At 62.3% G+C, this 21,262-nt stretch carries 17 protein-coding genes; 3 read left to right on the top strand and 14 right to left on the bottom strand.

From position 1 onward, the window contains the following. Nucleotides 1-15: 15 nt before the first annotated feature. The 10 genes from M5B42_RS01105 to M5B42_RS01150 all read right to left on the bottom strand — a co-directional run bounded on the left by M5B42_RS01105 (nucleotide 16) and on the right by M5B42_RS01150 (nucleotide 12,807). On the bottom strand, nucleotides 16-837 hold the full coding sequence (locus M5B42_RS01105; RefSeq protein ID WP_248744798.1) for an acyltransferase: 822 nt from the start codon (nucleotides 835-837) through the stop codon (nucleotides 16-18). Then, complete coding sequence (locus M5B42_RS01110; RefSeq protein WP_248744799.1) at nucleotides 834-2,222, bottom strand: O-antigen ligase family protein; 1,389 nt, start codon at nucleotides 2,220-2,222, stop codon at nucleotides 834-836. The genes M5B42_RS01105 and M5B42_RS01110 overlap by 4 nt, the downstream gene beginning before the upstream one ends. Further along, the gene (locus tag M5B42_RS01115; protein WP_152737306.1) at nucleotides 2,222-3,322 is read right to left on the bottom strand and encodes a glycosyltransferase family 1 protein; all 1,101 of its coding nucleotides are present in this window, start codon (nucleotides 3,320-3,322) and stop codon (nucleotides 2,222-2,224) included. The genes M5B42_RS01110 and M5B42_RS01115 overlap by 1 nt, the downstream gene beginning before the upstream one ends. After that, entirely contained in the window at nucleotides 3,313-4,530 is a 1,218-nt protein-coding gene (locus M5B42_RS01120) for a glycosyltransferase family 4 protein (RefSeq protein ID WP_248744800.1), read from the bottom strand. The genes M5B42_RS01115 and M5B42_RS01120 overlap by 10 nt, the downstream gene beginning before the upstream one ends. After that, nucleotides 4,527-5,810, bottom strand: coding sequence for a beta-galactosidase (locus tag M5B42_RS01125; RefSeq protein WP_248745001.1), 1,284 nt, complete (start codon nucleotides 5,808-5,810; stop codon nucleotides 4,527-4,529). Before M5B42_RS01125 ends, M5B42_RS01120 begins: the two co-directional genes overlap by 4 nt. A 31-nt stretch (nucleotides 5,811-5,841) precedes the next feature. Continuing rightward, the gene (locus tag M5B42_RS01130) at nucleotides 5,842-7,032 is read right to left on the bottom strand and encodes a glycosyltransferase (protein ID WP_152737308.1); all 1,191 of its coding nucleotides are present in this window, start codon (nucleotides 7,030-7,032) and stop codon (nucleotides 5,842-5,844) included. Continuing rightward, nucleotides 7,032-9,026 carry a GumC family protein gene (locus M5B42_RS01135; RefSeq protein WP_103496710.1) on the bottom strand — a complete coding sequence of 665 codons (1,995 nt, stop codon included), beginning with the start codon at nucleotides 9,024-9,026 and terminating at the stop codon, nucleotides 7,032-7,034. The genes M5B42_RS01130 and M5B42_RS01135 overlap by 1 nt, the downstream gene beginning before the upstream one ends. Before the next feature lie 18 nt (nucleotides 9,027-9,044). Beyond that, nucleotides 9,045-9,827: a polysaccharide biosynthesis/export family protein gene (locus M5B42_RS01140; RefSeq protein WP_103496711.1), complete on the bottom strand. Its 783-nt coding sequence runs from the start codon at nucleotides 9,825-9,827 to the stop codon at nucleotides 9,045-9,047. Between the two features lie 85 nt (nucleotides 9,828-9,912). Beyond that, entirely contained in the window at nucleotides 9,913-11,370 is a 1,458-nt protein-coding gene (locus M5B42_RS01145; protein ID WP_248744801.1) for a mannose-1-phosphate guanylyltransferase/mannose-6-phosphate isomerase, read from the bottom strand. Continuing rightward, nucleotides 11,371-12,807: an undecaprenyl-phosphate glucose phosphotransferase gene (locus M5B42_RS01150; protein WP_152737310.1), complete on the bottom strand. Its 1,437-nt coding sequence runs from the start codon at nucleotides 12,805-12,807 to the stop codon at nucleotides 11,371-11,373. Nucleotides 12,808-13,209: 402 nt separating this feature from the next. Here M5B42_RS01150 and yegS point away from each other — a divergent pair, with 402 nt between their 5' ends. After that, nucleotides 13,210-14,109 carry a lipid kinase YegS gene (yegS, locus tag M5B42_RS01155; RefSeq protein WP_103496714.1) on the top strand — a complete coding sequence of 300 codons (900 nt, stop codon included), beginning with the start codon at nucleotides 13,210-13,212 and terminating at the stop codon, nucleotides 14,107-14,109. Here yegS and M5B42_RS01160 read toward each other — a convergent pair. The 3 genes from M5B42_RS01160 to M5B42_RS01170 all read right to left on the bottom strand — a co-directional run bounded on the left by M5B42_RS01160 (nucleotide 14,093) and on the right by M5B42_RS01170 (nucleotide 16,576). Beyond that, entirely contained in the window at nucleotides 14,093-14,755 is a 663-nt protein-coding gene (locus tag M5B42_RS01160; RefSeq protein ID WP_177102519.1) for a response regulator transcription factor, read from the bottom strand. The two genes, yegS and M5B42_RS01160, sit on opposite strands and share 17 nt — an antisense overlap. After that, complete coding sequence (locus tag M5B42_RS01165; RefSeq protein ID WP_177102517.1) at nucleotides 14,752-15,642, bottom strand: sensor histidine kinase; 891 nt, start codon at nucleotides 15,640-15,642, stop codon at nucleotides 14,752-14,754. Before M5B42_RS01165 ends, M5B42_RS01160 begins: the two co-directional genes overlap by 4 nt. A gap of 469 nt (nucleotides 15,643-16,111) precedes the next feature. After that, complete coding sequence (locus M5B42_RS01170; protein ID WP_103496717.1) at nucleotides 16,112-16,576, bottom strand: hypothetical protein; 465 nt, start codon at nucleotides 16,574-16,576, stop codon at nucleotides 16,112-16,114. Nucleotides 16,577-17,141: 565 nt separating this feature from the next. Between M5B42_RS01170 and M5B42_RS01175 the strand changes: the two genes are divergently transcribed. Beyond that, the gene (locus M5B42_RS01175; RefSeq protein WP_103496718.1) at nucleotides 17,142-18,071 is read left to right on the top strand and encodes a chemotaxis protein CheV; all 930 of its coding nucleotides are present in this window, start codon (nucleotides 17,142-17,144) and stop codon (nucleotides 18,069-18,071) included. A 192-nt stretch (nucleotides 18,072-18,263) separates the two neighbouring features. Beyond that, the gene (locus M5B42_RS01180; RefSeq protein WP_152737313.1) at nucleotides 18,264-19,070 is read left to right on the top strand and encodes an MOSC domain-containing protein; all 807 of its coding nucleotides are present in this window, start codon (nucleotides 18,264-18,266) and stop codon (nucleotides 19,068-19,070) included. Nucleotides 19,071-19,129: 59 nt separating this feature from the next. Here M5B42_RS01180 and M5B42_RS01185 read toward each other — a convergent pair whose 3' ends face one another. After that, nucleotides 19,130-21,058 (bottom strand): transglycosylase SLT domain-containing protein, encoded by a 1,929-nt coding sequence (locus tag M5B42_RS01185; RefSeq protein WP_248744802.1) that lies wholly within the window; start codon nucleotides 21,056-21,058, stop codon nucleotides 19,130-19,132. Nucleotides 21,059-21,262: the final 204 nt, after the last annotated feature.

Raw genomic sequence — 21,262 nt, forward strand, 5'->3', positions numbered from 1 at the left:
AGGCATGCCCGCGGCTCAATGGAACAAAGTGAACAGGCCTTTGCCGCCCACCTTGTAGTTCAGGCCGCGGCAACGTTCGCCCTTGATCGCCGCGTCCGGCCCGCCGACGATGGCGTAGGCCGGAACCGGCTTGGAGACCACGCACTGGCCACCGACCACCGCGCCTTCGCCGATATCGGCACCGAACGAGAGCAGGGCGCGACTGGCAATCCAGGCATAGTCGCGGATATAGATCGGCCCGCCGACCGCCCAGAACTCCGGGGCCTGGACGTCATGGCCGCCGGCAATGATCAGCACGTGGGAGGCGATGGTCACATGGTCGCCAATGATCAGGCCGCCACGGGCATCCAGTTGGCAATGCCAGCCGACGGTGCTGTCGTTGCCGATGCGCAGGTTGTTCACCCCCAGCACCTCGGTGTTGCGCCAGACCGTCGAGCCCTTGCCGATCTTCGCCCCGCCCGCGCGCAACCAGAGCAGCCTCAGCGTATGGCTGGGAATCTTGCAGATGAGTATGTTGTAGGCCAGTTCCCAGCCGCGCAGCATGCGGTCGCGCAGGGTCGGCCAGTTGATCCCGTACAACGGGATCAGCTCGCCCTTGACCTCGCGGCCGAGCAAGGCATAGAACCGCCGGGCCAGGGGCGGCTCGATTCGCGATTCGATGTTCAGGTAGCTGATGAAACACAGCATATTGCCCTTGAGCGGCTGTTCGAAACACACGTCGTTTTCCAGCATCCACTGGTAGCTGCCTTCCAGTTCCTCCAGCCCTACGCCCATCTTCTCGGCGTATTCGGGCAGGGCCTGCCTCAGGTTCAACGAGTGGAATATGCGGTGTTTCATGGGTGGATTCCTGGCAGAGGGGTGGCCTTGAACTTGAGACGCCGTGTTTCGTGCAGGTTCAGGCCCAGCATCAGCCAGAACAGGGCGATCAGCACATTGGTAAAGCTGAAATAGTGGTCGAAGAAGCCGCTGAGCAGCGCCGCCATCAAGCCGCAGGTAGTGCCGAGCCAGATGGCGTTGTCTTCGTTCAACTGGAAGGCGGCCAGGGAAGAGCGGGTGTCTCTCCACCAACTCCAGATCACCGCGGCAAACAGGACCAGACCCGGCACGCCGAGTTTGTAGATGAAGTTCAGCCACAGGTTGGAGATACCCCACAGGCCGGTGCCGGGCACGGGCGGCTCGACCTTGAAGCCGATGCCGAAGGGGAACATGGCCATGGCGTTGGGGAAGTGTGAGTATTCGTCGAAACGCACGTTGGTACTGGCGTCGTTGCTGGAAAAAAGCCCCAGCAGACGGTCCTGCAACGGCGGGTAGAACATCAGCAGCAGGCTGCCGAACACCAGGCCGGCGAGGATCACCTGACCGGCGTAGGGCACGCGTTTGCGGGCCATCCAGAACAGGACGATCAGCAGGCTGACCAGCGCCCCGCGTGAGCCCGAGAGCAGCAGGCCGATCACGCCCAGGCTTGCCACCGCCAGGCCCAGCGTGCGCCTCCAGCCTTGGCGGGCCAGCCCGTAGCAGAACGCCAATGGCAGCAGCAGGGTCATGGCGCCACCCAGGGCGTTGGGGTGCATCCAGGGCGAGCCCATGCGATTGGACAGTGCCGACAGGCTGTCCCCCAGCACCTCGATGCTGCCATAGCCGAGTGCGGCCAGGATCGGAGTCATGCCGGTGGCGCTACCGTTCTTGAGGAACACCGGGATCGACAGCAGCAACAGCAACAGGGTCCCGAGCAGCAGGCCGGTGACCACCTGCTCGCGAGCCTTTTGCTGATCGAGCAGGCGGGGCACCAGGAACAGCACCGACAGGTTGAGCAGCCAGCGGATCCAGTTCACCAGGCCGTTACCTTCGGCGTTGATCGTCAACTGGCCGACGATAAACGGAAAGGCACTAAACAACATCAAGGCCACCAGCCAGCGCTCGGTGCGTAGCAGGGGCGTTTTTTGCGGCAGGTTGCTGAACAGGCTTTGTACCAGCACGCTGCCCCAGACCAGCAGGATCAGGGCCTCGGACACCGTGGTACGCAGGCCGACCTGGATCGTCGAGTAGGGCAGGAAGGTGGCGAGCACGCTGAACAGCAGCAGGCCCCAGAGCGGATGGCGGATGATGGTCACCACGCCGCCGATGGCGACCAGCACGACCGCCACCTTGAACGGCGGCAGCAGCCAGGCGAGGATGCCGAACAGCAATCCGAACAACAGGGCGATGGGCAGCGCCAAGGGCATTATTTCAGCTCCTCGATCAGGTGGTTGAAGCGCTCCTGGTAGGCCGCGGTGCCATAACCCGCGGCCCAGGTCCGAAGTGCCTCGGGGTCCTCGGCGGGGGCGTCGGCCAGACCGATCATCAGCGCGCTGAGGGCCGGGCCGTCAGTGGGCGAGAAGCGCGGGCTGTGCGGTGGCGTGATTTCGTCCAGCGCCGACCCGCTGGCGACGGCCACCGGGGTGCCGACGCTGAGGGCTTCGATCACCGGCAGACCGAAACCTTCGGCATAAGACGGTTGCCACAAACGCTCGGCCTGTTGGTACACCCCGTGCAGTTGTGCATCGCTGAGGCCGGTCAGGTAATGCAGGCCCGGCAGGTGTTGCAGCGACGCGGGCAGGTCCTCGGGGGCACCGATCAGCACCAACTCCGGTACCTGCGGCGATTGCTGGCGGGCGGCGTGCCAGGCGCTGACGAACCAGGGGATGTTCTTGCGCGGCTCACGGGTGCCGACGGCCAGCCAGTAGCGTTCAGGCACTTGCAGGTCGCTGATGTCGGCGGCCTCACCGACGAAACCGGTGACCAGGTTGGGCAACACACGGACCTTGTCGCGGGCTTCGGGAAACAACTTGACCAGTTCGTCGGCGGTGTATTGCGATGGGGTCCAGATCCGGTCGGCGACCTTTACCGAATGGCCGATGGAGAGGCGGTCGGTGGCCCGGTAGACGCGTTCCTTGAGTTTCGAACCGTGGCTGTTTTGCAGGGTCAGTTGGAACAGGTCATGGAGTTGCAGCACATAACGCATGCCGGCGGGCTTGCGCCCTGGCGGCAGGCCCATGTTGAAGTTGCAGAGGTAGACCTCGATCCCGGCTTCGCGCAACGCGCCGGGCAGGAAGCCGGCCTCGAAGCGCAGGCGTATCGGCAGACGGTGTACGCCGAACAAGGGCGAGCCCCATTTCGGACAGTGGACGCGGCGACGGATCGGGTGATCCTCCGGAGCTACCCCGAACAGTTGCAGGCTCACCTCGGGATGGGCGCGCAGGGCTTGCTCAAGGGCCAGGTTCTGACGGCCGATGCCGCTGTGGGTGTAACCCGCTGCCGGGCGATAATCCAGACCTATGCGCATACGGATTCTGCTTCCTTGAGGTGGGGGAGGCGGTTATAGACCGCTTCCAGTTGTGCGGCGGCCACGGACCAATCGTGTTCGGCCTTGACGTAGGCCCGGCCGGCTTCGGCGATCTGGTGCAGGCGCGATGGGTGTTCGAGAAGTTCGGCGAGCATCCGGGCCAGGACTTGCGGGTCTTCGCTGCCCAGATAGTGTTGGCCGTTTTCGACCTTCAGTCCCGACACGCCCTGGCCGGTGGTGACCACCGGCAGGCCGGCGGCCATGGCCTCGAGCACCTTGAGCTTGGAGCCGCCGCCCTGGCGCAGCGGTGCGAAGAACACCGAGGCTTTGCTTTGCAGGGTGCGCAGGTCGGGGACAAAACCTTGCCATTCGATTCGCGGATCGGTCCAGCGCGCGCGCCAGGCATCCGGCAAGCCGAATCCGGCAATGGCGAAACGGACCCCCGGATTGAGCAGCCACAGGGCCGGGAGAATTTCCTCCAGGGCCCATTCGACGGCGTCCAGGTTCGGACTGTATTCGTAGTTGCCGATAAACAGCAGGCGTCGGGCGTGGAGGTCGGGTTGGACGCCGGCATAGAGGCCAGTGTCGACGCCGTTGACCACCACCGCCACCGGCTTGCCGGTCTGCTGGCGCAGTACCGTGGCGTCGTCGCGGGTCACCGCGATCAGTTCGGCGGCCTGGCGAAACACCCGGCTTTCCCAGCGCCGATAGCGTCGCTGGTCATATTGCGTGAAGGGCTTCATCCAGCCTGGCAGGCGGTCATAACTGGCGGCGCCGAGGGCCGACTCGATATTGTGCTCGGTGAGAATAAAAGGCTTGCCGGCATCGAGCAGTGGTTGTTCGAAGGGCTGGAAACTGTAGCTGTGCTCGATCTGGATCACGTCCCAGTCTTCTTCCAGCAGGGTGCGCAACCGGGCCTGCAACTGCGGCGCCAGGCCGTTGATCGTGGCCAGCATCGGGTAGGGTGCGAGCAGCACGCCGAGCAGGGTTTTCAGGCTGCGTAACGAGCGTCGCGGGACCACGATCAGGCGTTCGACAATCGGCGCCAGGGCGTGGCGGGTAGCCTCGTCGACGTCGGTTTTCGATTGCACCAGCAGGGTAATCCGATGCCCGCGCGCGGCGAGGCTGCGCAGCAGGTGAAATTGCCGGGTCTTGCCGCCACTGGTGGTGGGCCAGGGCAGGTAGGGCAGGGTCCAGAGGATTTTCATGGCGTCCACACCAATAGCTGCAGGCTGGTTTTCAGCGGCACGGTAATGGCTGTGCTGTCGCTCAGAGTTGTCTGGGTGCCGGTCAACGGGTCGAACAGCGCCGCCTGGGTCACACCGGGCAATTGCAGGCTCTGGCCGCTGGCACTCCAGAACATCCAGACATGGGCGCCGTCATTGCGGGTCCAGGTGATGTTGTAGAGGTCGGCGGGCGCATTGCTCGACGACGGGGCGTCGGCCGGCTGGAGGGCCGGGCCGGTGACCGTGAGGAAGTTCTTCAGGGCGTTATACACCGGCTTCGGCTCGCCGTTGAGGTCGAGCAGGCCGTAATGCTGGTCGCGCGGGGTGGTTCGCTGATCCAGGTCGCTGAGGTTGAACAGGAAGATCCGTTGGTAGTCCATGGCGCTCATCAGGGCCAGGCGTCGCAGAGTGTAGTCGGCCTGTCCGTCGACGCCGATCAGTGCCTGCATTTCCTTGGGACCGTCATAGCTCGACCAGCCCCATTCGGTGGCCCAGACCTGGGTGACGCCCTTGCCGTGCAGATCGCTGTTCATGGCATTGCCCCTGAGCAGGAAGTCCTGGGCCGCGGCGTCGTCGCCTTCCGGGAATTGGGTATAGGGGTGATAGGCAGCGATGATGTTCTGGCCGGCCAGTCCCTGGCCCAACAGGGCGTCGAGCATCAAGCCGGGGGTACTGTGCATCTGGCCGAAGTAAGCGACGCCGGCGGTGGCGATGGCTTTGCCCGGCACCTGGGTGCGGATGACATCGGCGGTGGTGCTCAGCATCTGGTAGTAGGCCGCGGGATCTTCCTTGGGCCGCCAGATGATGTTCGGTTCGTTCCATACCTGCCAGGTGCTCACCTGGGGGTAACGCTGGGCCAGGGTGACCATGCGCGAGGCGAACAGCTTGAAGTCCGTCGGTGGATACTGGTCGCTGCTCGGGGTGCCGGCCGGGGCGCTGCTGGCGAACGGCGGCGAGCCGACCAGGTAGGCGACGGTGTTGTAGCCATGGCTCTTCATCGCCGCCATGGCAGCATCGAGTTCGCTGAACTGGAAAGCCCCCTGTTCGGGTTCGATGATGAACCAGTGCAGGGTCAGGCGCACCCAGTTCAGGCCCAGTGCATCGAGCTGCGTCATCTGTTTCTGGTAGATGTCCGGATCGAAATACTGGAACTGGGCGTTGACCCCGAGAAAGTTTTTCCACTCCACCGCGCGGGGCGCCTTGAGCGTCGTCTGGGCGGCGACCTGGGGACTCCAGGGGATCAGGCTGACGGCGAGCGCCATCAGCAACAGGGCCGGGAACCATAAAAAGGCTCTACGCCACATCTTGATGTCCTCCGCAGGCCTGTTGGAACAACTGCAGGAAGCGCTCGGCGGTGTGGCTCCAGACCCGCTGTGCGCCGATCGCGCTGGCCTGTTCGGCCCAACTGATCGCCAGTTCCGGCTTGGCGCACAAGTGGCTCAGCTCCGTCGCCAGGGCCGTGACATTGCCCTGGGGGAAAATCACGCCGTTGCCCTGGGACACTTCCTCGGCAAAGGAACGTGCGTCCGAGGTGATGACGCCGCGTCCGCAGGCCACGGCCCAGGACAGCGCGCCGCTGGTCCCGCGCAGGCTGCCCAGCAGTTTGAGTTTGCTCGACTCGCGGTACGGCAGCACCATCACGTGGTGGGCCTGGATTACGGCGGGGATCTCGGCGGCCGGCAGGTCCAGTTGCCAGTCGACGTTGTCTTGCAGGCCAAGGCTCTGGATGTGCTGGCGCAGTTGATCGAGATAGCTGCCCGAAGGGCCGAAGGCCATCTCCGGCTCGCTGCCCCCGGCCAGGGTCAGGCGCACGCGGGTCCGCAAAGCCGGTTGCTGGGTGAAGGTGATGGCCAGGGCGTCGAGCAGGTCTTCGATGCCCTTGCCGCGGTAGATGAAACCGAAGTACAGCAGTCGCAGCGGCTCCAGCGCGGGCAGGGGCTTTGCCGCGATGGCCAGGTTACCGTGGGCAATCACTGCCATCTGTTCGTTGCGCAACCCCATGCGCTGGCGCAGGCAATGGCCGCCCGAATGGGTGAGTGTCACCAGGCGGGTCAGGCTGCGGGCCAGTTGCCGCTCCTCGTACAGGCACAGCGGATCGGCCAGCACCGTGGCCATCTGTGGTAGCGGCGAAGGCAGCCGTGCGGCCAGCGACAGCGGCCAGGGCAAGCGCTCGCGGCGCCAGACCAGGCGTTCCGGGTCATGCAAGGTCGCGGTCAGCGGCAGCGCCGGGAAGCGTGCGCGCAGGGCCTTCAAAGCATGGAACTCGGCCAGGCGCCCGCCCCCGATTTCGGCGTGGACCAGATCGATGCCCTGCCACGATGCCTGCGCTACAAGCTCCCTGGCCCGTTGCGGGTCGTTGCCCACTCCCGCCAGGGGCGTGCTGACACGCACCCCGAGGTTTTCCAGTGCCGCTTTCAGATGCCCGGCGTAGTCGGCGATGCCATTCTGTTCCGGTGGCAGGGGCGCTATCAGGGCGATATGCATCAGGCATGGCTCCGGATGCGGGCCAGGGTATTGAGTACACGCTCGGGGATCTCGAAACGCCGGCGATTGAGGATGATGCCGTCGACGCGCTTGAACGCGGTATTGAGTGTCGACAGGGCATTTTCCAGGATCGGTACGGTGGTGCTTTCCGCTTCGATGATCAACGCGATCAGGTCGGCCTGGCGCAGGGTCACGAAGGCTTCCTGGTTGGAGAAGAATGCGCCGGCATTGAGCAGCAGGATTTCCCCCGGATGCGCCGGGCCTTGGCCGTCGACGCGGACCCGATGGCCGCGTTCCTGCAGCAGGTTGGCCAGGTGCTCGATGACGAAGCTGACCCCTTCGCCACGCCGGGCCGAGGTCAGGCCGATGGCCAGTCCGTGTTCGGCGACCTGTTCCAGCGGCAGGACCCCATAGAGCCGGTACATGCTGGCAGTGAACGCGGTGCGACGCTGGATGCTGCCGTTGCTGATGTCTTGCAGGCTGGTCCAGATCTTGACCCCGAAGCGTGACTCGATCTTGTCGCCGTCGTGGATGCGCTGGTCCAGCAGATAGAAGAAATACAGGGCCAGCAGGCCGACCCCCAGGCTCAGCGGAATGGCCAGCAAGAGCATGGTCAGGCTTTTCGGGAAGACCCGGCTTTCGTTGAGGGTGGCCTGTTCGATCACCGCGATGTTGCTGATCTGGCTCTTGTCCAGTTCACGGTCGATCCGCGCTTTCTCGGTACTGGTGCTGTACAGGGCGAAGCTCTTTTCCGCGGCATCGAGTTCACGTTGCAGGCGGGCCATTTCCGGCTCCAGGGCCAGGGCCTGACGGCGGTCCTGCTCCAACTGGTTGAGCTGGGTTTCCTGCTGGGCGGCCTGGGTCTGCAAGCGACTGAGGCTGGCCTCCTGGTCGGCGAAGCTGTTCTGCAGGCGGGTGTAGACCGGGTTCGGCGCCAGGTTATCGGTGCGCTGGACTACCGCGTTCTGCGACTTGAGCAGGTCTTCCAGGTTGGCAATCGCCTTGTCCATGGCCTTCACCGGCGGTGCGCCTTCCTTGAAGGTGCGGAGCATTTCCTGGCGTTCGATCTGCTTGGCGTTGATCCGCTGTTGCAGGTCCTGGCGGTCCGGGTTGATGCTCATCTGCCGACCGATGCTGATTTCTTTCTTCATGCTGTCGAGCTGGGCTTTGATCCGGTCCAGCCCGCTCTTGGTCGAGGCCACCGCACGGGTGGTGTTCAGGTGCTCGCCGCGCAGGTTGTTGAGGTTGCGCGAGATATCGTTCAGGCGCTCGCCGATGCTCACCGCTCCCAGCTCGTTGAGATGGGCCTCGATCTGTTTCTTGTAGTCGAGGATGCGTTTGGTGGTCGCGGTACTTTCGCCTTCATAGAAGGCGTACAGGCTTTTACGCCCCAGGGTGCGGGTGCGTTCCTGTTCATACTGCTCGATCCAGCTCTTGACGATGGTCTGGGCGACCTGCGGGTCGTTCCAGGTGAAGCTGATTTCCATCACCGAGGAGCCCACGGCGTGGGTCACGCTGAAGTACTTCGTCAACTGGTCGGCGAGGCGTTCGACCGGTGTCTGCTTCTCCACCAGACCGAGCAGTTGCAGCAGGCCGCGACCGACATCCAGCAGGCCCTGCACCGTGCTCTTGACCAGGGTCTTGAGGGTGGCGATAAAGCCTTCCTGGGGCGGTACCCTGGACAGCTCGTCGAGGTATTGCTCGGCTACCAGCCGGGCGATCGGGCGCCCGGTGAGGATGCGTTCCTCATCGATGATCGGGTCGCGCTGGGCGCTGGGGATAATAGTTGCCTGGCGGTCGGAGATCTCGATCGGCAAGGTGCTGGTGTCCCGGCCCGGCTTGACCAGCAGCAGGGCCGTGGACTCGTAGCGGTTGGGCAACAGGAAGGCTCCCAGCAGGATGACGACGAAAGTCACTAGCACAGTGGTTTTCACTTCGCGCTTGAAGATGAAGAATAGGCGCAACAAGTCTCGGAAGGAGCGGATATTGATCATGTCTGTTGTCCTTAACGATCAGTTGCCAGTGCTGGTGGAGTTGTTCAGGTTGTAGTTCGCGCCGATGCCAATGGATTTCTGGAAGGGAATCAATTGGTTCAGATACAGGTCGACCCACTCGATGCCGTTGCCCACATGGGACTTGGGCACGAACACCACGTCGCCGCGTTGCAGCAGCACCGGTGCGCGGTTGCTGGCGCCGGCGAGCATGGTGTCGCGATAGTCGAAGAAGTAGGTCTTGTAGCGACCGTCGTCGTCCTGGCGCAGCAAGGCGATATTGCGGCTGTCGCCCACCGGCAGCAGACCGCCGGCACCGATCAGGGCCTGTTCCAGGGTGGTGACGGTGGTCACCGGCAGGCTGGCCGGGGTGCGCACCGAGCCACCGACGAACACGGTGTTGCTCGGGGCCTGGGAGATATTCACCGTCAGGGCCGAATCCTGGTAGATATTCTTCAGCTTGTCTTCGAGGATCAGGGTCAGCTGTTGGGGGGTCAGGCCGGCGGCCTTGACGTTGCCGACATAGGGGTAGGAAAAGCTGCCGTCATTCATCACGATGAACAGCGTCAGTTCGTAGATCGAGTTGGCGGTGAAGGCGGAAATGGACGGCGCTTCACCGGTATTGCGCACGATACGCAAGGTGTCGCCGGCGCGGATGCGCTGGTCCGGCAGCGGCTTGCCGGCCAGGGCGTCGCCGGCCCGGTGACCTTCGCGCAGGACGTCGTTATCCGGTAATGCCACCTTGGCCGGTATGCTGCACGCGCTGATTAATAAAACACTGAGGATCAGCAGGAGTTTGTTCATTGGTCAGTCTTCCCTTTATGCATGGTTACCCCCCCTTGACGGACCCGGGTCCGCGCATGTGGGTGCTCCTACTGTTTCAGGTGTCTCAGGTCTTGCTGGTTTCGACGGGAACCCGTCCATAAATATCGGTGAAACGCACGATGTCGTCTTCGCCGAGGTATTCGCCGCTCTGTACTTCGATCATCACCAGGTCGATCACCCCCGGGTTGACCAGCCGGTGCTGTTTGCCCGGCTTGATAAAGGTCGACTCATTGGTATCGAGCATGAACTCGTTGTCGCCGTTGGTGACCCGCGCCATGCCGCTGACCACGATCCAGTGTTCGCTGCGATGGTGGTGCATCTGCAACGACAGCGACGCATTGGGCTTGACCACGATGCGCTTGATCTTGAAGCGCTTGCCTTCCTCGAGCACGGTGTAGGTGCCCCATGGACGGGTTACGGTACGGTGCAGGCGATAGGCGTCGTGGCCCTGGCGCTTGAGTTCCTGGGCGATCAGCCTGACGTCCTGGCTGCGTTTGCCGTCGGCGATCAGCAAGGCGTCCGGCGTGTCGATGATGATCAGGTCCTTGAGCCCGACGCCGCCCACCAGGCGCTTGGGCGAATCGATGTAGCAGTTGCTGACGTCATGCAGCACGGTCTCGCCGTTGCACTGGTTGCCCTGGGCATCGGCCGGTGTCAGTTCACGCACCGCCTGCCACGAACCGATATCGCTCCAGCCGAGTTGGCAGGGCACCACCACGACTTTGCGCGAGCGTTCCATCAGGGCGTAGTCGATGGAGATGTCCGGCGCCCGGGCCAGGCTCTTGCCGTCCAGTTCCAGTTGAAGTTCCTGGCTGCCTTCGCGGCTGTGGCTGAGGGCCAGGCACTCGGTCATGGCCTCGAGGACGTCCGGGGCATGTTCGCGCAGTTCGCGCAGCACGGCGTCGGCCCGCATGCAGAACATGCCGGCGTTCCACAGGTACCGGCCGCCATTGAGGTACTGCTGCGCGGTCTTCGCATTGGGCTTCTCGACAAAGCGGGCGACCTGGAACGCCTCATCGCCCAGGGCCTGACCTTTCTCGATATAGCCGAAGCCGGTCTCGGGGTGGATCGGTACCAGGCCGAAGGTCACCAGCCAGCCTTGCTCGGCCAGGAGTCGAGCGCTGTCGACCGCCTTGGCGAAGGCGTCCAGGTCCTTGATCAGGTGATCGGCCGGCAGAACCAGCAGTTGCGCGTCGTCGCCGTAGAGCCTGGCCACATACAAGGCCGCCGCGGCGATGGCCGGGGCGGTGTTGCGACCAAAGGGTTCGAGGATGAAGTCCAGCGCCGCGTCGGCCTTGTTCAACTGGCGGTAGTCATCCAGGGTACGGAAGAACACCTCGCGGTTGGTCACCGTCAGTACCCGCTGGACACCGGGCAGTTCGGCGGCCCGGCGGAAGGTCTTCTGCAACAGGCTTTCGCCGTCGGGCAGGCGCATGAAGGGTTTCGGCATGGCCTCGCGGGAGACCGGCCACAAACGGGTGCCGGCGCCACCGGCGATGATGCAGGGGATGAGTACGCCCATTCAGAAGGCCTCGCGGGTCATGAGCACTGCCGGGACAGTGCGGAACAGGATGTAGAGGTCGAACCAGATCGACCAGTTTTCGATGTACTCCAGATCGAACTCGACACGTTTTTCGATTTTTTCCAGGGTGTCGGTTTCGCCGCGGTAGCCATTGATCTGGGCGAGTCCGGTGATGCCTGGCTTGACCCGGTGGCGCGAGGTGTATTCCTTGACCGCTTCCTCGAACAGGATGCCCGCCGCCTTGGTGGCCGTGGCGTGGGGGCGCGGGCCGACCATCGACATGCTGCCGATGAAAACATTGAACAGCTGTGGCAACTCGTCGAGGCTGGTTCTGCGGATAAAACGTCCGACCCGGGTGATCCGCGGATCGCCGCGGGTGGTTTGGGTTTCGGCGTTGGCATCGCTCTGGTGCTGGTGCATCGAGCGGAACTTGAAGACTTCGATCAGGCGGTTGTTGTAGCCGTAGCGCTTCTGGCGAAACAGCACCGGGCCCGGCGAATCGATTTTGATCGCCAGGGCCGTCAGCAGCATGATCGGCGACAAGAGGATCAGTGCGAGGCTCGACAGGACCATGTCCTCCAGGCGCTTGAACATCGGCGACCAGCCGCGCAGGGGAACCTCGGAGGCGTTGAACATCGGCAGGTTGGCGACTTCGGTGATGCGGTTGTGGGCATGCCGGAAGGCAACCATGTCCGGCACCAGCAGCACATTGACCGGCAGGCGGCGTAGTTCGCGGATGATGTAGTCCATGCGGTTTTCCGCCGACCAGGGCAGGGCGACCAGGACCTGGGTGACCTTTTCTTCGCGGATCAGGCGTTCCAGGTCATTGGAGTTGCCCAGCAGCGGCTGGTTGACCAGGGTCTTGGGCAGGCGGCCGATGCGGTCGTCGATAAAACCGATGACCCCGGAGCGGATGTCCTGGTGCTGGGCCAGGTATTCGGCCAGGCGCTGGCCGTTTTCAGTGGCGCCGAGGATAACCGCGTGCTGCAGGAAAAACCCCCGTTGCATCAGTTGCTGGAACAGGGTCAGCAGAACCAGGCGTTCGACACCGAACAGTATCAGGCTTGAAATAAACCAGATAAACAGTTCGGTGTTGGTCAGGAAGTTGAACAGTGACAAACCATGGTGCATGAACAGCAGCAGGCAGAACGCCGATGACCAGGCGAAGAGTGTGAGTTGAAAACGCAGCAGGTTGCTGAAGATGGTCTCGGCATACACGCCCAGCGCCTGGAAGATCAGCACGCTGATGAAACCGAAGAACAGCAGCAGGGTGAGGTAGCTCTTGATGACGGTTGGATCTTGCTCGCCCAGGTATACCAGCAGCATCAGGCCCGGCAGCATCGCGGTCACGCCATGGATCAGGCGGATGCCGAACAGGAAGTACTCGACCATACTGGGTCGTGTCAGTAACAGGCTGTCAACCGGCTGCAGGCGCATAAACACCCCTCCCGTCTTACCATCGTGAATGGTAATTACGAAATGTCGTGGCAGTTGTTTCAGTAGAAAAACCAAGGCTTTGTTGCGCTGACCCCATCCCTGAAGGTTGATCATTTTGCAGATTGAACAGCGTCAATCCAAGTGAGTCCTCCTACTGTCGTCTTGCGATTTTCATCGACCTGACGCTTCGTGTTTGCTTCCTGCTATGGGTGTTATGGGTTTGAGTAAAGCGCATGAAACAGCAGACTGCACAGCCAAATGACGGCTTATTGTAAAAAAAATCCGACTAATTCTTTCGTATTAGGACTACATAAATAGCAGATAAATTCAATGGATCGAGAGTCTTTTTGCTTCGGCCGCGGTCAACATCTTTCACGGTCACGTTGAAGGAAGACAAGGCTCATGAACGAGCGCAAGGCATTGTTGATTCTGCATGGCAAACAAGCCCTCAACGAGGCTGTGCGGGCCGCTGTCGAGGGCAAGCGGGCCGAGGGCTGGGACCTGGCGGTGCGCCTGACCTGGGAGGCCGGCGATGCCCGGCGCCTGGTCGGCGAAGCGCTGGCGCTGGGCTATCGGCAGTTGATTGCCGGCGGCGGCGACGGCACTCTGCGCGATGTCGCCGAGGCCCTGGCCAATGCCGAAGTGGACGCCAGCCTGGTGTTGCTGCCGCTGGGGACTGCCAATGACTTTGCCCGTTCGGCCGGTGTGCCGCTGGAGCCGGCCCAGGCCCTGGCGTTGCTGGAGGTCCCGGCGCGGGCGATCGACCTTGGCGGCGTCGGCGAGCAGATATTCCTCAACATGGCCACCGGCGGCTTTGGCAGCCTGGTCACCGCCAATACTTCGGAAGATCTGAAAAAACTGCTGGGAGGCGCTGCCTACCTGTTTACCGGCCTCAGCCGTTTCAGTGAGTTGCATGTCGCCTATGGCGAGCTGCAGGGGCCGGATTTCCACTGGAAGGGCGATCTGCTGGCATTGGGCATCGGCAACGGTCGCCAGGCGGGAGGTGGGCACCCGCTGTGCCCCGAGGCGCTGGTCGACGACGGCATGCTCGATATCAGCATCCTGCCGGCCCCCCAGGAGATGATCACGACCTTGCGCGAGTTGATGGCCGGTGGCTGGGGGCTGGACAACCTGTTCGTCCGGGCTCGCCTGCCCTGGGTCGAAATCAAGGTGTCCGAGGGGTTGTACCTCAATCTCGACGGTGAGCCCTTGCTCAGCGACAGCCTGCGTTTCGAGGTCCGTCCGGCGGCCCTGCGGGTGCACCTGCCGGAGGATTCACCGCTGCTCAGTCGTCGAGGCTGATGATCTGCTCACGCACGGCGAACAGCACCAGGCCGGCGACGTCGAAGATCTGCAGCCGTTTCATGATCTGCGAACGGTGGGTTTCCACGGTCTTGATGCTCAGGCCCAGGCCATTGGCGATTTCCCGGGTCGACTTGCCGCGCACGATCAGCCGCAGAATCTCCAACTGACGCCCGGTCAGGTTGTGGTTGGCGCTCCGTTCGGCCGGCAGGTTGCGCTGGACCTGGGTCAGGGCCTGGTTGATCACCGTATGGGCGATGGCCGGGCTCAGGTAGCGCTCGTTGCCGCGCAGGGCATCCAGGGCCTGGGCCAGTTCGGTGGCGGTGGTGTCCTTGAGCAGGTAGCCGTGGGCACCGATTTCCAGGGCCTGCATGATCAATTGCGGGTCGGTGTGCATCGACAGGATCAGCACCTTGCTCTGCGGGCGCACCGCCTTGAGCTTGCGCAGGGCATCCAGGCCACCGGTTTCGCGCATGGACAGGTCGAGCAGGATGATGTCCGGGTTCAGCCGTTCCACGGCATCGAGCAACTGCGCGCCGTCGCTGGCTTCGCCGATCACGGCGTAACCCGGGATATCCAGTACCAGGGCGCGGACACCGGCCCGGATCAGTGAGTGGTCATCCACCAGGAGTAGGGTGCAGGTCATGGAGCCTTATTCTTGCTGGCGCGTTCCAGGGCGCGTGGCGCCCAGGGCAGCAGTGCTTCGATCTGCGTACCTTTGCCGGGTCCGCTGGTGACTGTCAATGTTCCGCCTGCCTGTTCAATGCGTTCAGCCATGCCGGCCATGCCGCGCTGGCCCGCCTCGCCGGGATTGCGCGCCGGCGAAAAGCCCTGGCCGTCGTCGGCGATGTGCAGGGACAAGCCTTCGGGCAAGCGCTGGATACGCACCAGCAGGTTACGCGCCTGGGCATGGCGCAGCATGTTGGTGACGGCTTCCTGGGTCACGCGGAAGGCGGTCACCGCCATCTCCTCGGGGATGCCGGTCAGCCGCTGGTGACACTCGAGGCTCCAGAGCACGCTGGTGTTTTCCAGGGTCTTGAGCAAATGCGCGCGCAGACTGGCCTCCAGGCCAAGGCTGGTCAACTGGCGGGGATTGAGAATGGCTGAAACGTCGCGAACCTTGGCCAGGGTTTCGTCGAGGGTGTTGCCCAGGGTCTCGCAGTGACTTTGCAGGTCGTCGGGCAAGCGCCGTTGCAACCACTGGGTCTGGAGCTTGGCCGCGGTGAGCAACTGGCCGATGTCATCATGCAGTTCGCGGCTGAGGCGATGCCGCTCGTTCTCTTGCACCTGGAGCAGGCGATCAGCCAGTTCCTGCGGCTGGAACTGGATGGAGGTGCCGGCGTCGCGGTGCTGGAGCCAGACGCTGGCCAGGGCGGCCAGGTTGAGGATCAACAATCCCGTCGGGAAGCCTGTACAGGTGCTGTAGATGAGCAGGCTGGCGATGGCCGAACTGACGCATAGCACGACTGTCAGCCGGCGGGCATTTTTTCGAGACGGGAGCCAAGGCTTGAATGACTTGAGGCTGGCGTACATAGCGTATGGAGCCGATGAATGTTCGCTACGGGTAGACCGTCAGGACAACCGACAGGCCAAGTTTGAAAAACGGGTACGGTTTAATGTGTGCGTTCGAGGTGAAACAGTGTCAGGGTGAGAAACTTTGCGCAATGATGTCATTTTGATATCTATTTACAAAATTACTAAGCTGTACAAGTACATATGCGAATAAACGGCATGGTAGCACGCGATTCGGGAGCAGTCGCTCTCGGCCGGTATATGTCCGAGCGGTCAACTTTTATCGTACGTTTGTTCCACAAAATACCCTTGGGCAAGCTTACTCCAACTGAAGCCCGATGGCTGTTCCGGGGGGCTTTATCGCGTAGACGCTAGTTATTCTTTTTGCATTAAAAAACCATCGCCTGAAACCTGAAAGTTCGAGGGGAGTTGTTATTGTCGTTTTTAGGTATGAAGAGGGCGGGTCGAAGGCGCGAGGAGGGCGAACGGTTCAAACGGATCGTTCGGGGAAGGTGATCAGGGTGAAGGTCCTGGGCTCGGTGATAGCGGAGCCATATTGGCCGGTCTGGATGGCGAGCGCGGTGATCAGTTCGGACTCTTCGTCGTCGTCCAGGCCCAGTTGACCGGTACGCGGGTCGATCAATTCGACTTGCCAGGCCAGCAGCGTCAAGCAATTGCGCAGGGCCAGCAAGGCGTCTTCATGCAGGTTCAGCGGGTCCTGGGGCTGGCTCAGGAGGGCGTGGATCTGGCGCGAGAACCGGGCCATGGAGCGTACGCCCAGGCCTTGCGCGCAGATGGCCAGGGTGTGCAGCGAGACGAGAAGGCAATCGATGGCGTCCTTGTCGTTGCGGATCAGCTCCAGGTGCTGGCAGCACTCCTGCATTTTCGTTTGCAGGGCTTGGGCCTCGACCAGGAACTCCGGCAGGCTGGCTTGCCGTTCTTTACCGTTCAGCATGCTTTATCTCCTTGAATGCATAGGCAGGCGATAGAAGGTCGCACGGGGCGAACGGTTTTAAAGTTAATGCCGACAGGGCGCGTGTGTCTGTAGTCTGTTTCTGATTGTTTCGAATTACAGCTATTGCATTTCGTTCTCAGGTGCAAGTTGGCGGGCACCCGAAAGCGCCGCGGGCAGGTCCGCAGAAATTCACCGGAAGCGGCGGTCCAGAGGGCTTGAGCACGATGGGTGAAGGTGTTCACCGGGCTGTCTGGCCGAGGTCCTGCAATCGAAAGCAAAAGCCTGACTCCATTCATGCAATGAGAATGGCGTCACATTAATGGCTATTGGATATCGCGAATATCAGGTTGGGCCTGATTGTCACTAGGGGATTCCCCTAGTATGGGGAACTCTGACTGCCATTTGCGGTCGCGCATGGCAACAAGGAGGGGGTGAACTGAGTAAAGCATGATGCTAATGTGACATCAATGCTTTTGGCAGGTATTTGGCCGGAGGGTCAAGCTCCGATATTCTCCGCCGATAACCTATTCAATGTCACTTTCAGCAGCAAGCCCAGGAGTCATTAATGGCCGGCATTCTCGACACAGTAGATCAACGTACGCAACTGGTGGGTGAGAACCGGCTGGAAATTCTCATGTTCCGTCTGGCGGGGCGCCAGCTGTTTGCGATCAACGTGTTCAAGGTCCAGGAAGTGCTGCAACTGCCCAAGTTGACCTTGATGCCCCAGCGTCACCCGTTTGTCTGCGGCGTGGTCAACCTGCGCGGCCAGACACTGCCGGTGATCGACCTGTCCCAGGCGATCGGCATGCGTCCGCTGGTGCCGGGGCCCGACAGTACTATCATCGTCACCGAGTACAACCGTTCGGTGCAGGCGTTCCTGGTCGGTGGCGTGGACCGCATCGTCAACATGAACTGGGAAGCCATTCTGCCGCCGCCGACCAGCGCCGGTCGCCAGCATTACCTGACCGCCATCAGCAAGGTGGACGACCAGTTGGTGGAAATCATCGACGTGGAAAAGGTCCTGGCCGAGATCGTGCCGTACAACGCCAAGGTGTCCCGTGAAAAGCTTGACGACCCGATCATGGAGCAGGCCCGTGGCCGTGAAGTGCTGTTGGTCGACGACTCGAACGTGGCCCTGTCCCAGTTGCGCGATACCCTCGGGCAACTGGGGGTGAAAATGCACATCGCCAGCGACGGCTTGAAGGCCCTGAACATGCTCAAGGGCTGGGCGGATGGCGGTGCGGTGATGACCGACAAGCTGCTGATGGTTTTCACCGACGCGGAAATGCCGGAAATGGACGGTTACCGCCTGACCACCGAAATTCGTAACGACCCTCGCCTGCGCGGGCTGTATGTGGTCCTGCATACCTCGTTGTCCGGCAGCTTCAACGATGCCATGGTGAAGAAGGTCGGTTGCGACAACTTCCTCTCCAAGTTCCAGCCGGACAAGTTGGTGGATGTGGTACGTCAGCGGTTGATGCTGGATAACGCCTGATCCCCGCGGACTTGCAAACACCGCTGAACCTGTAGGAGCCGGCTTGCCGGCGATGAGGTCGGTAAGCCTTGCATTGATTTTGTGGGCGTCATCGCCGGCAAGCCAGCTCCCACAAAATCGCGTTCCAGCGCAAAAATGCCGTCGTGCCCGCCCTCCTGTAGAATCGCTGTTTTGTCTCTCCGGGAGCTGGACATGTTGCGTCTGAGCGCGCTGTATCGATATCCGTTGAAATCAGCCCGGGGCGAGGCCTTGCGCCAGAGTCCGCTGGACGAGCTGGGCCTGGCCGGGGACCGGCGCTGGATGCTGGTGGACGAGGCCAGTGGACGCTTTCTGACCCAGCGCGCGGTGGGCAAGATGAGTCAGTTGTCGGCGCTGTGGAACTCTGCCTGCGGCCTGACCCTGAGTGCTCCCGGCCATTCGGCGCTGGACGTGGCCTTGCCCGGCAAGGACGACACTTTGCGTGGCGTGACCATCTGGAGCGACACCTTGCGTGTGCCGGATGCCGGCGATGAGGCGGCGGCCTGGCTGAGCGGGTTTATCGGCAAGCCGACCCGCCTGGTGCATGTGCCGTTGGAGCGCGCCCGCCTCACCGAGGCCGGCTACGGCAGGGAAGAGGATCGGGTGGCGTTTGCCGATGGTTTTCCTTTGCTGCTGATCGGCCAGGCTTCTCTGGATGACCTGTCGCAGAAGGTCGGGCGTAAGCTGGAAATGCTGCGCTTCCGGCCAAACCTGGTGATCGAGGGCGGCGATGCCTTTGCCGAAGACGGCTGGAAGCGAATTCGCATCGGCGATGTCGAGTTTCGGGTGGTGAAACCCTGTTCCCGCTGCATCCTGACCACCCTCGACCCGCAGACCGGCGAGCGCAGTGCCGACCGCGAGCCCTTGACGACCCTCAAGACTTACCGCGAGCAGGGCGGCGATGTGATGTTCGGGCAGAACCTGGTCAATGATGGCCAGGGGGTTCTGGAAGTCGGGATGCCGGTGACGGTGCTCGAATAGCAGGGTTTTACAGGCGCGGTCACTGTAGGAGCCGGCAAGCCGGCTCCTACAAAACCAGATTATTGGTCGTCGAAATAGCGCTCGTTCCAATCCACCAACGGCTGTGGTGAGTTGAGCTTCTGGCCGTAGATCACCGAGTATGACAACACGTTCTGCACGTATTGGCGGGTTTCGTCGAACGGAATGCTTTCCACCCACACGTCGAAGCCCAGGTGGTTGGCGCCCTTGAGCCACTGCCTGACGCGGCCGGGGCCGGCGTTGTAGGCGGCGGTCGCGAGCACGCGGTTACCGTTGAACTGGCCGTGCACCTGGCTCAGGTAGGCCGCCCCCAGTTGGACGTTCTTGTCCGGGTCCAGTACCTGCTGCGGCGAGGCCAGTGGAATGCTGAACTTGCGCGCGGTTTCCTTGGCGGTCCCCGGCATCAGTTGCATCAAGCCGCTGGCCCCCACGCCTGAGCGGGCATCATCCATAAAGGCGCTTTCCTGGCGGGTAATGGCAAACACCCAGCTCGAGTGCAGCCCGCGAATCTTGGCTTCACGCACCAGGGTGTCGCGATGGGCCATGGGGAAGCGGATATCCAGGTCATCCCAGTATTGCGCCTGGCTGATGGTACGGATGGCTGGGAAATACCATTTCAGGTCATAGGCCAGCTTGGCCTGGGCGACCATTTCATCACGGCTGAACAGACGGCTGACGTGGTACCACTCGCGGCGCCCGTCGACCACCTGGCCGCGGTCATGCAGTTCCAGCGCGCGGAGTATGCCCGGGGTATTGCGGACCTTGTTCATCACTTGTGCGCTGAGCACCAGGGGGCGGTTGGTCAGCTGGTAAGGCGTCTGCGAGCGGTCCGCGGCCAGGAAACCATAGAAGTCGCGCTCGCGGGCGACGTTCTTCAGCAGTACCAGGGCTTGCGGATTTGCCGGTTCCGCCAGCTCCAGGCTGCGGGCTTGCCAGTAGCGCCAGCGATTGGTGGTCGCCAGGTCCTGTGGCAGTCGGCGTGTCAGTTGGTAGGCGTCTTCCCAGCGGCCCAGGCGCAGCAGCAGGCGCAGGCGCCATTCGGTCACGGTGTTGTCGCGCAACTCCGGGTCGTACTGGGTCATGATCTCCAGTGCGCGGCTGTCGTAGCGGCGGGCCAGGGTCAGGCCGATTTCGCGGGCGATCGCAACCTTTTCGTCACGGGAGAAGTGCATGCTCGCGGCATAGCTGTCGAGCAGGGGCATGGCCTTGTCCGGGTCCTGGCGAGCCAGGCGACGCAGGCCGAGGCCGACGACATCGGACATGGCCTCATCCGCCGGAAGGAAGCGCGAGGATTGGCTCAACAGTTCCGGCTTCTGCGCCACGTCGATCAGCAGGCGTCCCTGGGGCGCAAGGGTGGTCAGTCCGCTGGCCAGGCTGCTGGCCAGGCCATAGTTGCGTGCATCGGCTGCCAGTTTCAGGCGCTGCCAGCGTTTCTGTTCGGTCAATTGGCCATCGGCGGCCCAACTGCTGAACAGGGCGTCGCAGGCACTCGGTTGGGTCTTGCCGGTCATCCAGAGCTTTTCCGCCGTGGCATAGCCCTCGGCGCGCAGGTTATGGCTGAGCTGATACTGGCCGTAGAGGCAGTCCAGTTCGGTGAAATTCAGTTTGGGGTCGTAGTACTTGACGAAGGGCTGCCAGTCGCCGCGTTCGGCCAGCCAGCGCAACCAGCGCAGCTTCATCCAGTTGGCCTGGGGCAGGTCGCCATGGGCGGCGAGGAATTGCTCGATCTCGGCATTGCTCGCGGTTTTCAGACGCGCGGTCAACTCGTCGTAGGCCAGGTAGGGCTCCAGCGGATAGTTCTGGAGGGCGTCCTGGTAGCGGAAATAAGGGCCCGAGTCGCCGTTGGCGAGGGCGCGCTTGGCTTCATCGTAAAACTGGCGTTGCTGGGAGAGCTCTAGCGCCTGGGCGGCTTGAACAGCGCAGGTAGAAAGAAGCAGACACGATAAAAAATTGAACAGACGGCTGCGCATGGGAGTTCCGAGAAAATAAAACCTGACAAGCCGTGGAAAATTCCGCGGCTGATTACTAATAGCTTAGCTGTTTGCCATCCGTGGGAGAACGTTTTACCGGTTGCCGTACGTAACTTGATACCAATTGTCATCTTGAACCGAGGTGCCGATAAAATTGCCGGCCGCCTCCTGGCTCAAGTCAGGTAGAATGCGCGCCCGGTTTTT

Source organism: Pseudomonas sp. MWU12-2037 (genome assembly GCF_023242345.1).
In the GTDB taxonomy this organism is placed as follows: domain Bacteria; phylum Pseudomonadota; class Gammaproteobacteria; order Pseudomonadales; family Pseudomonadaceae; genus Aquipseudomonas; species Aquipseudomonas gingeri_D.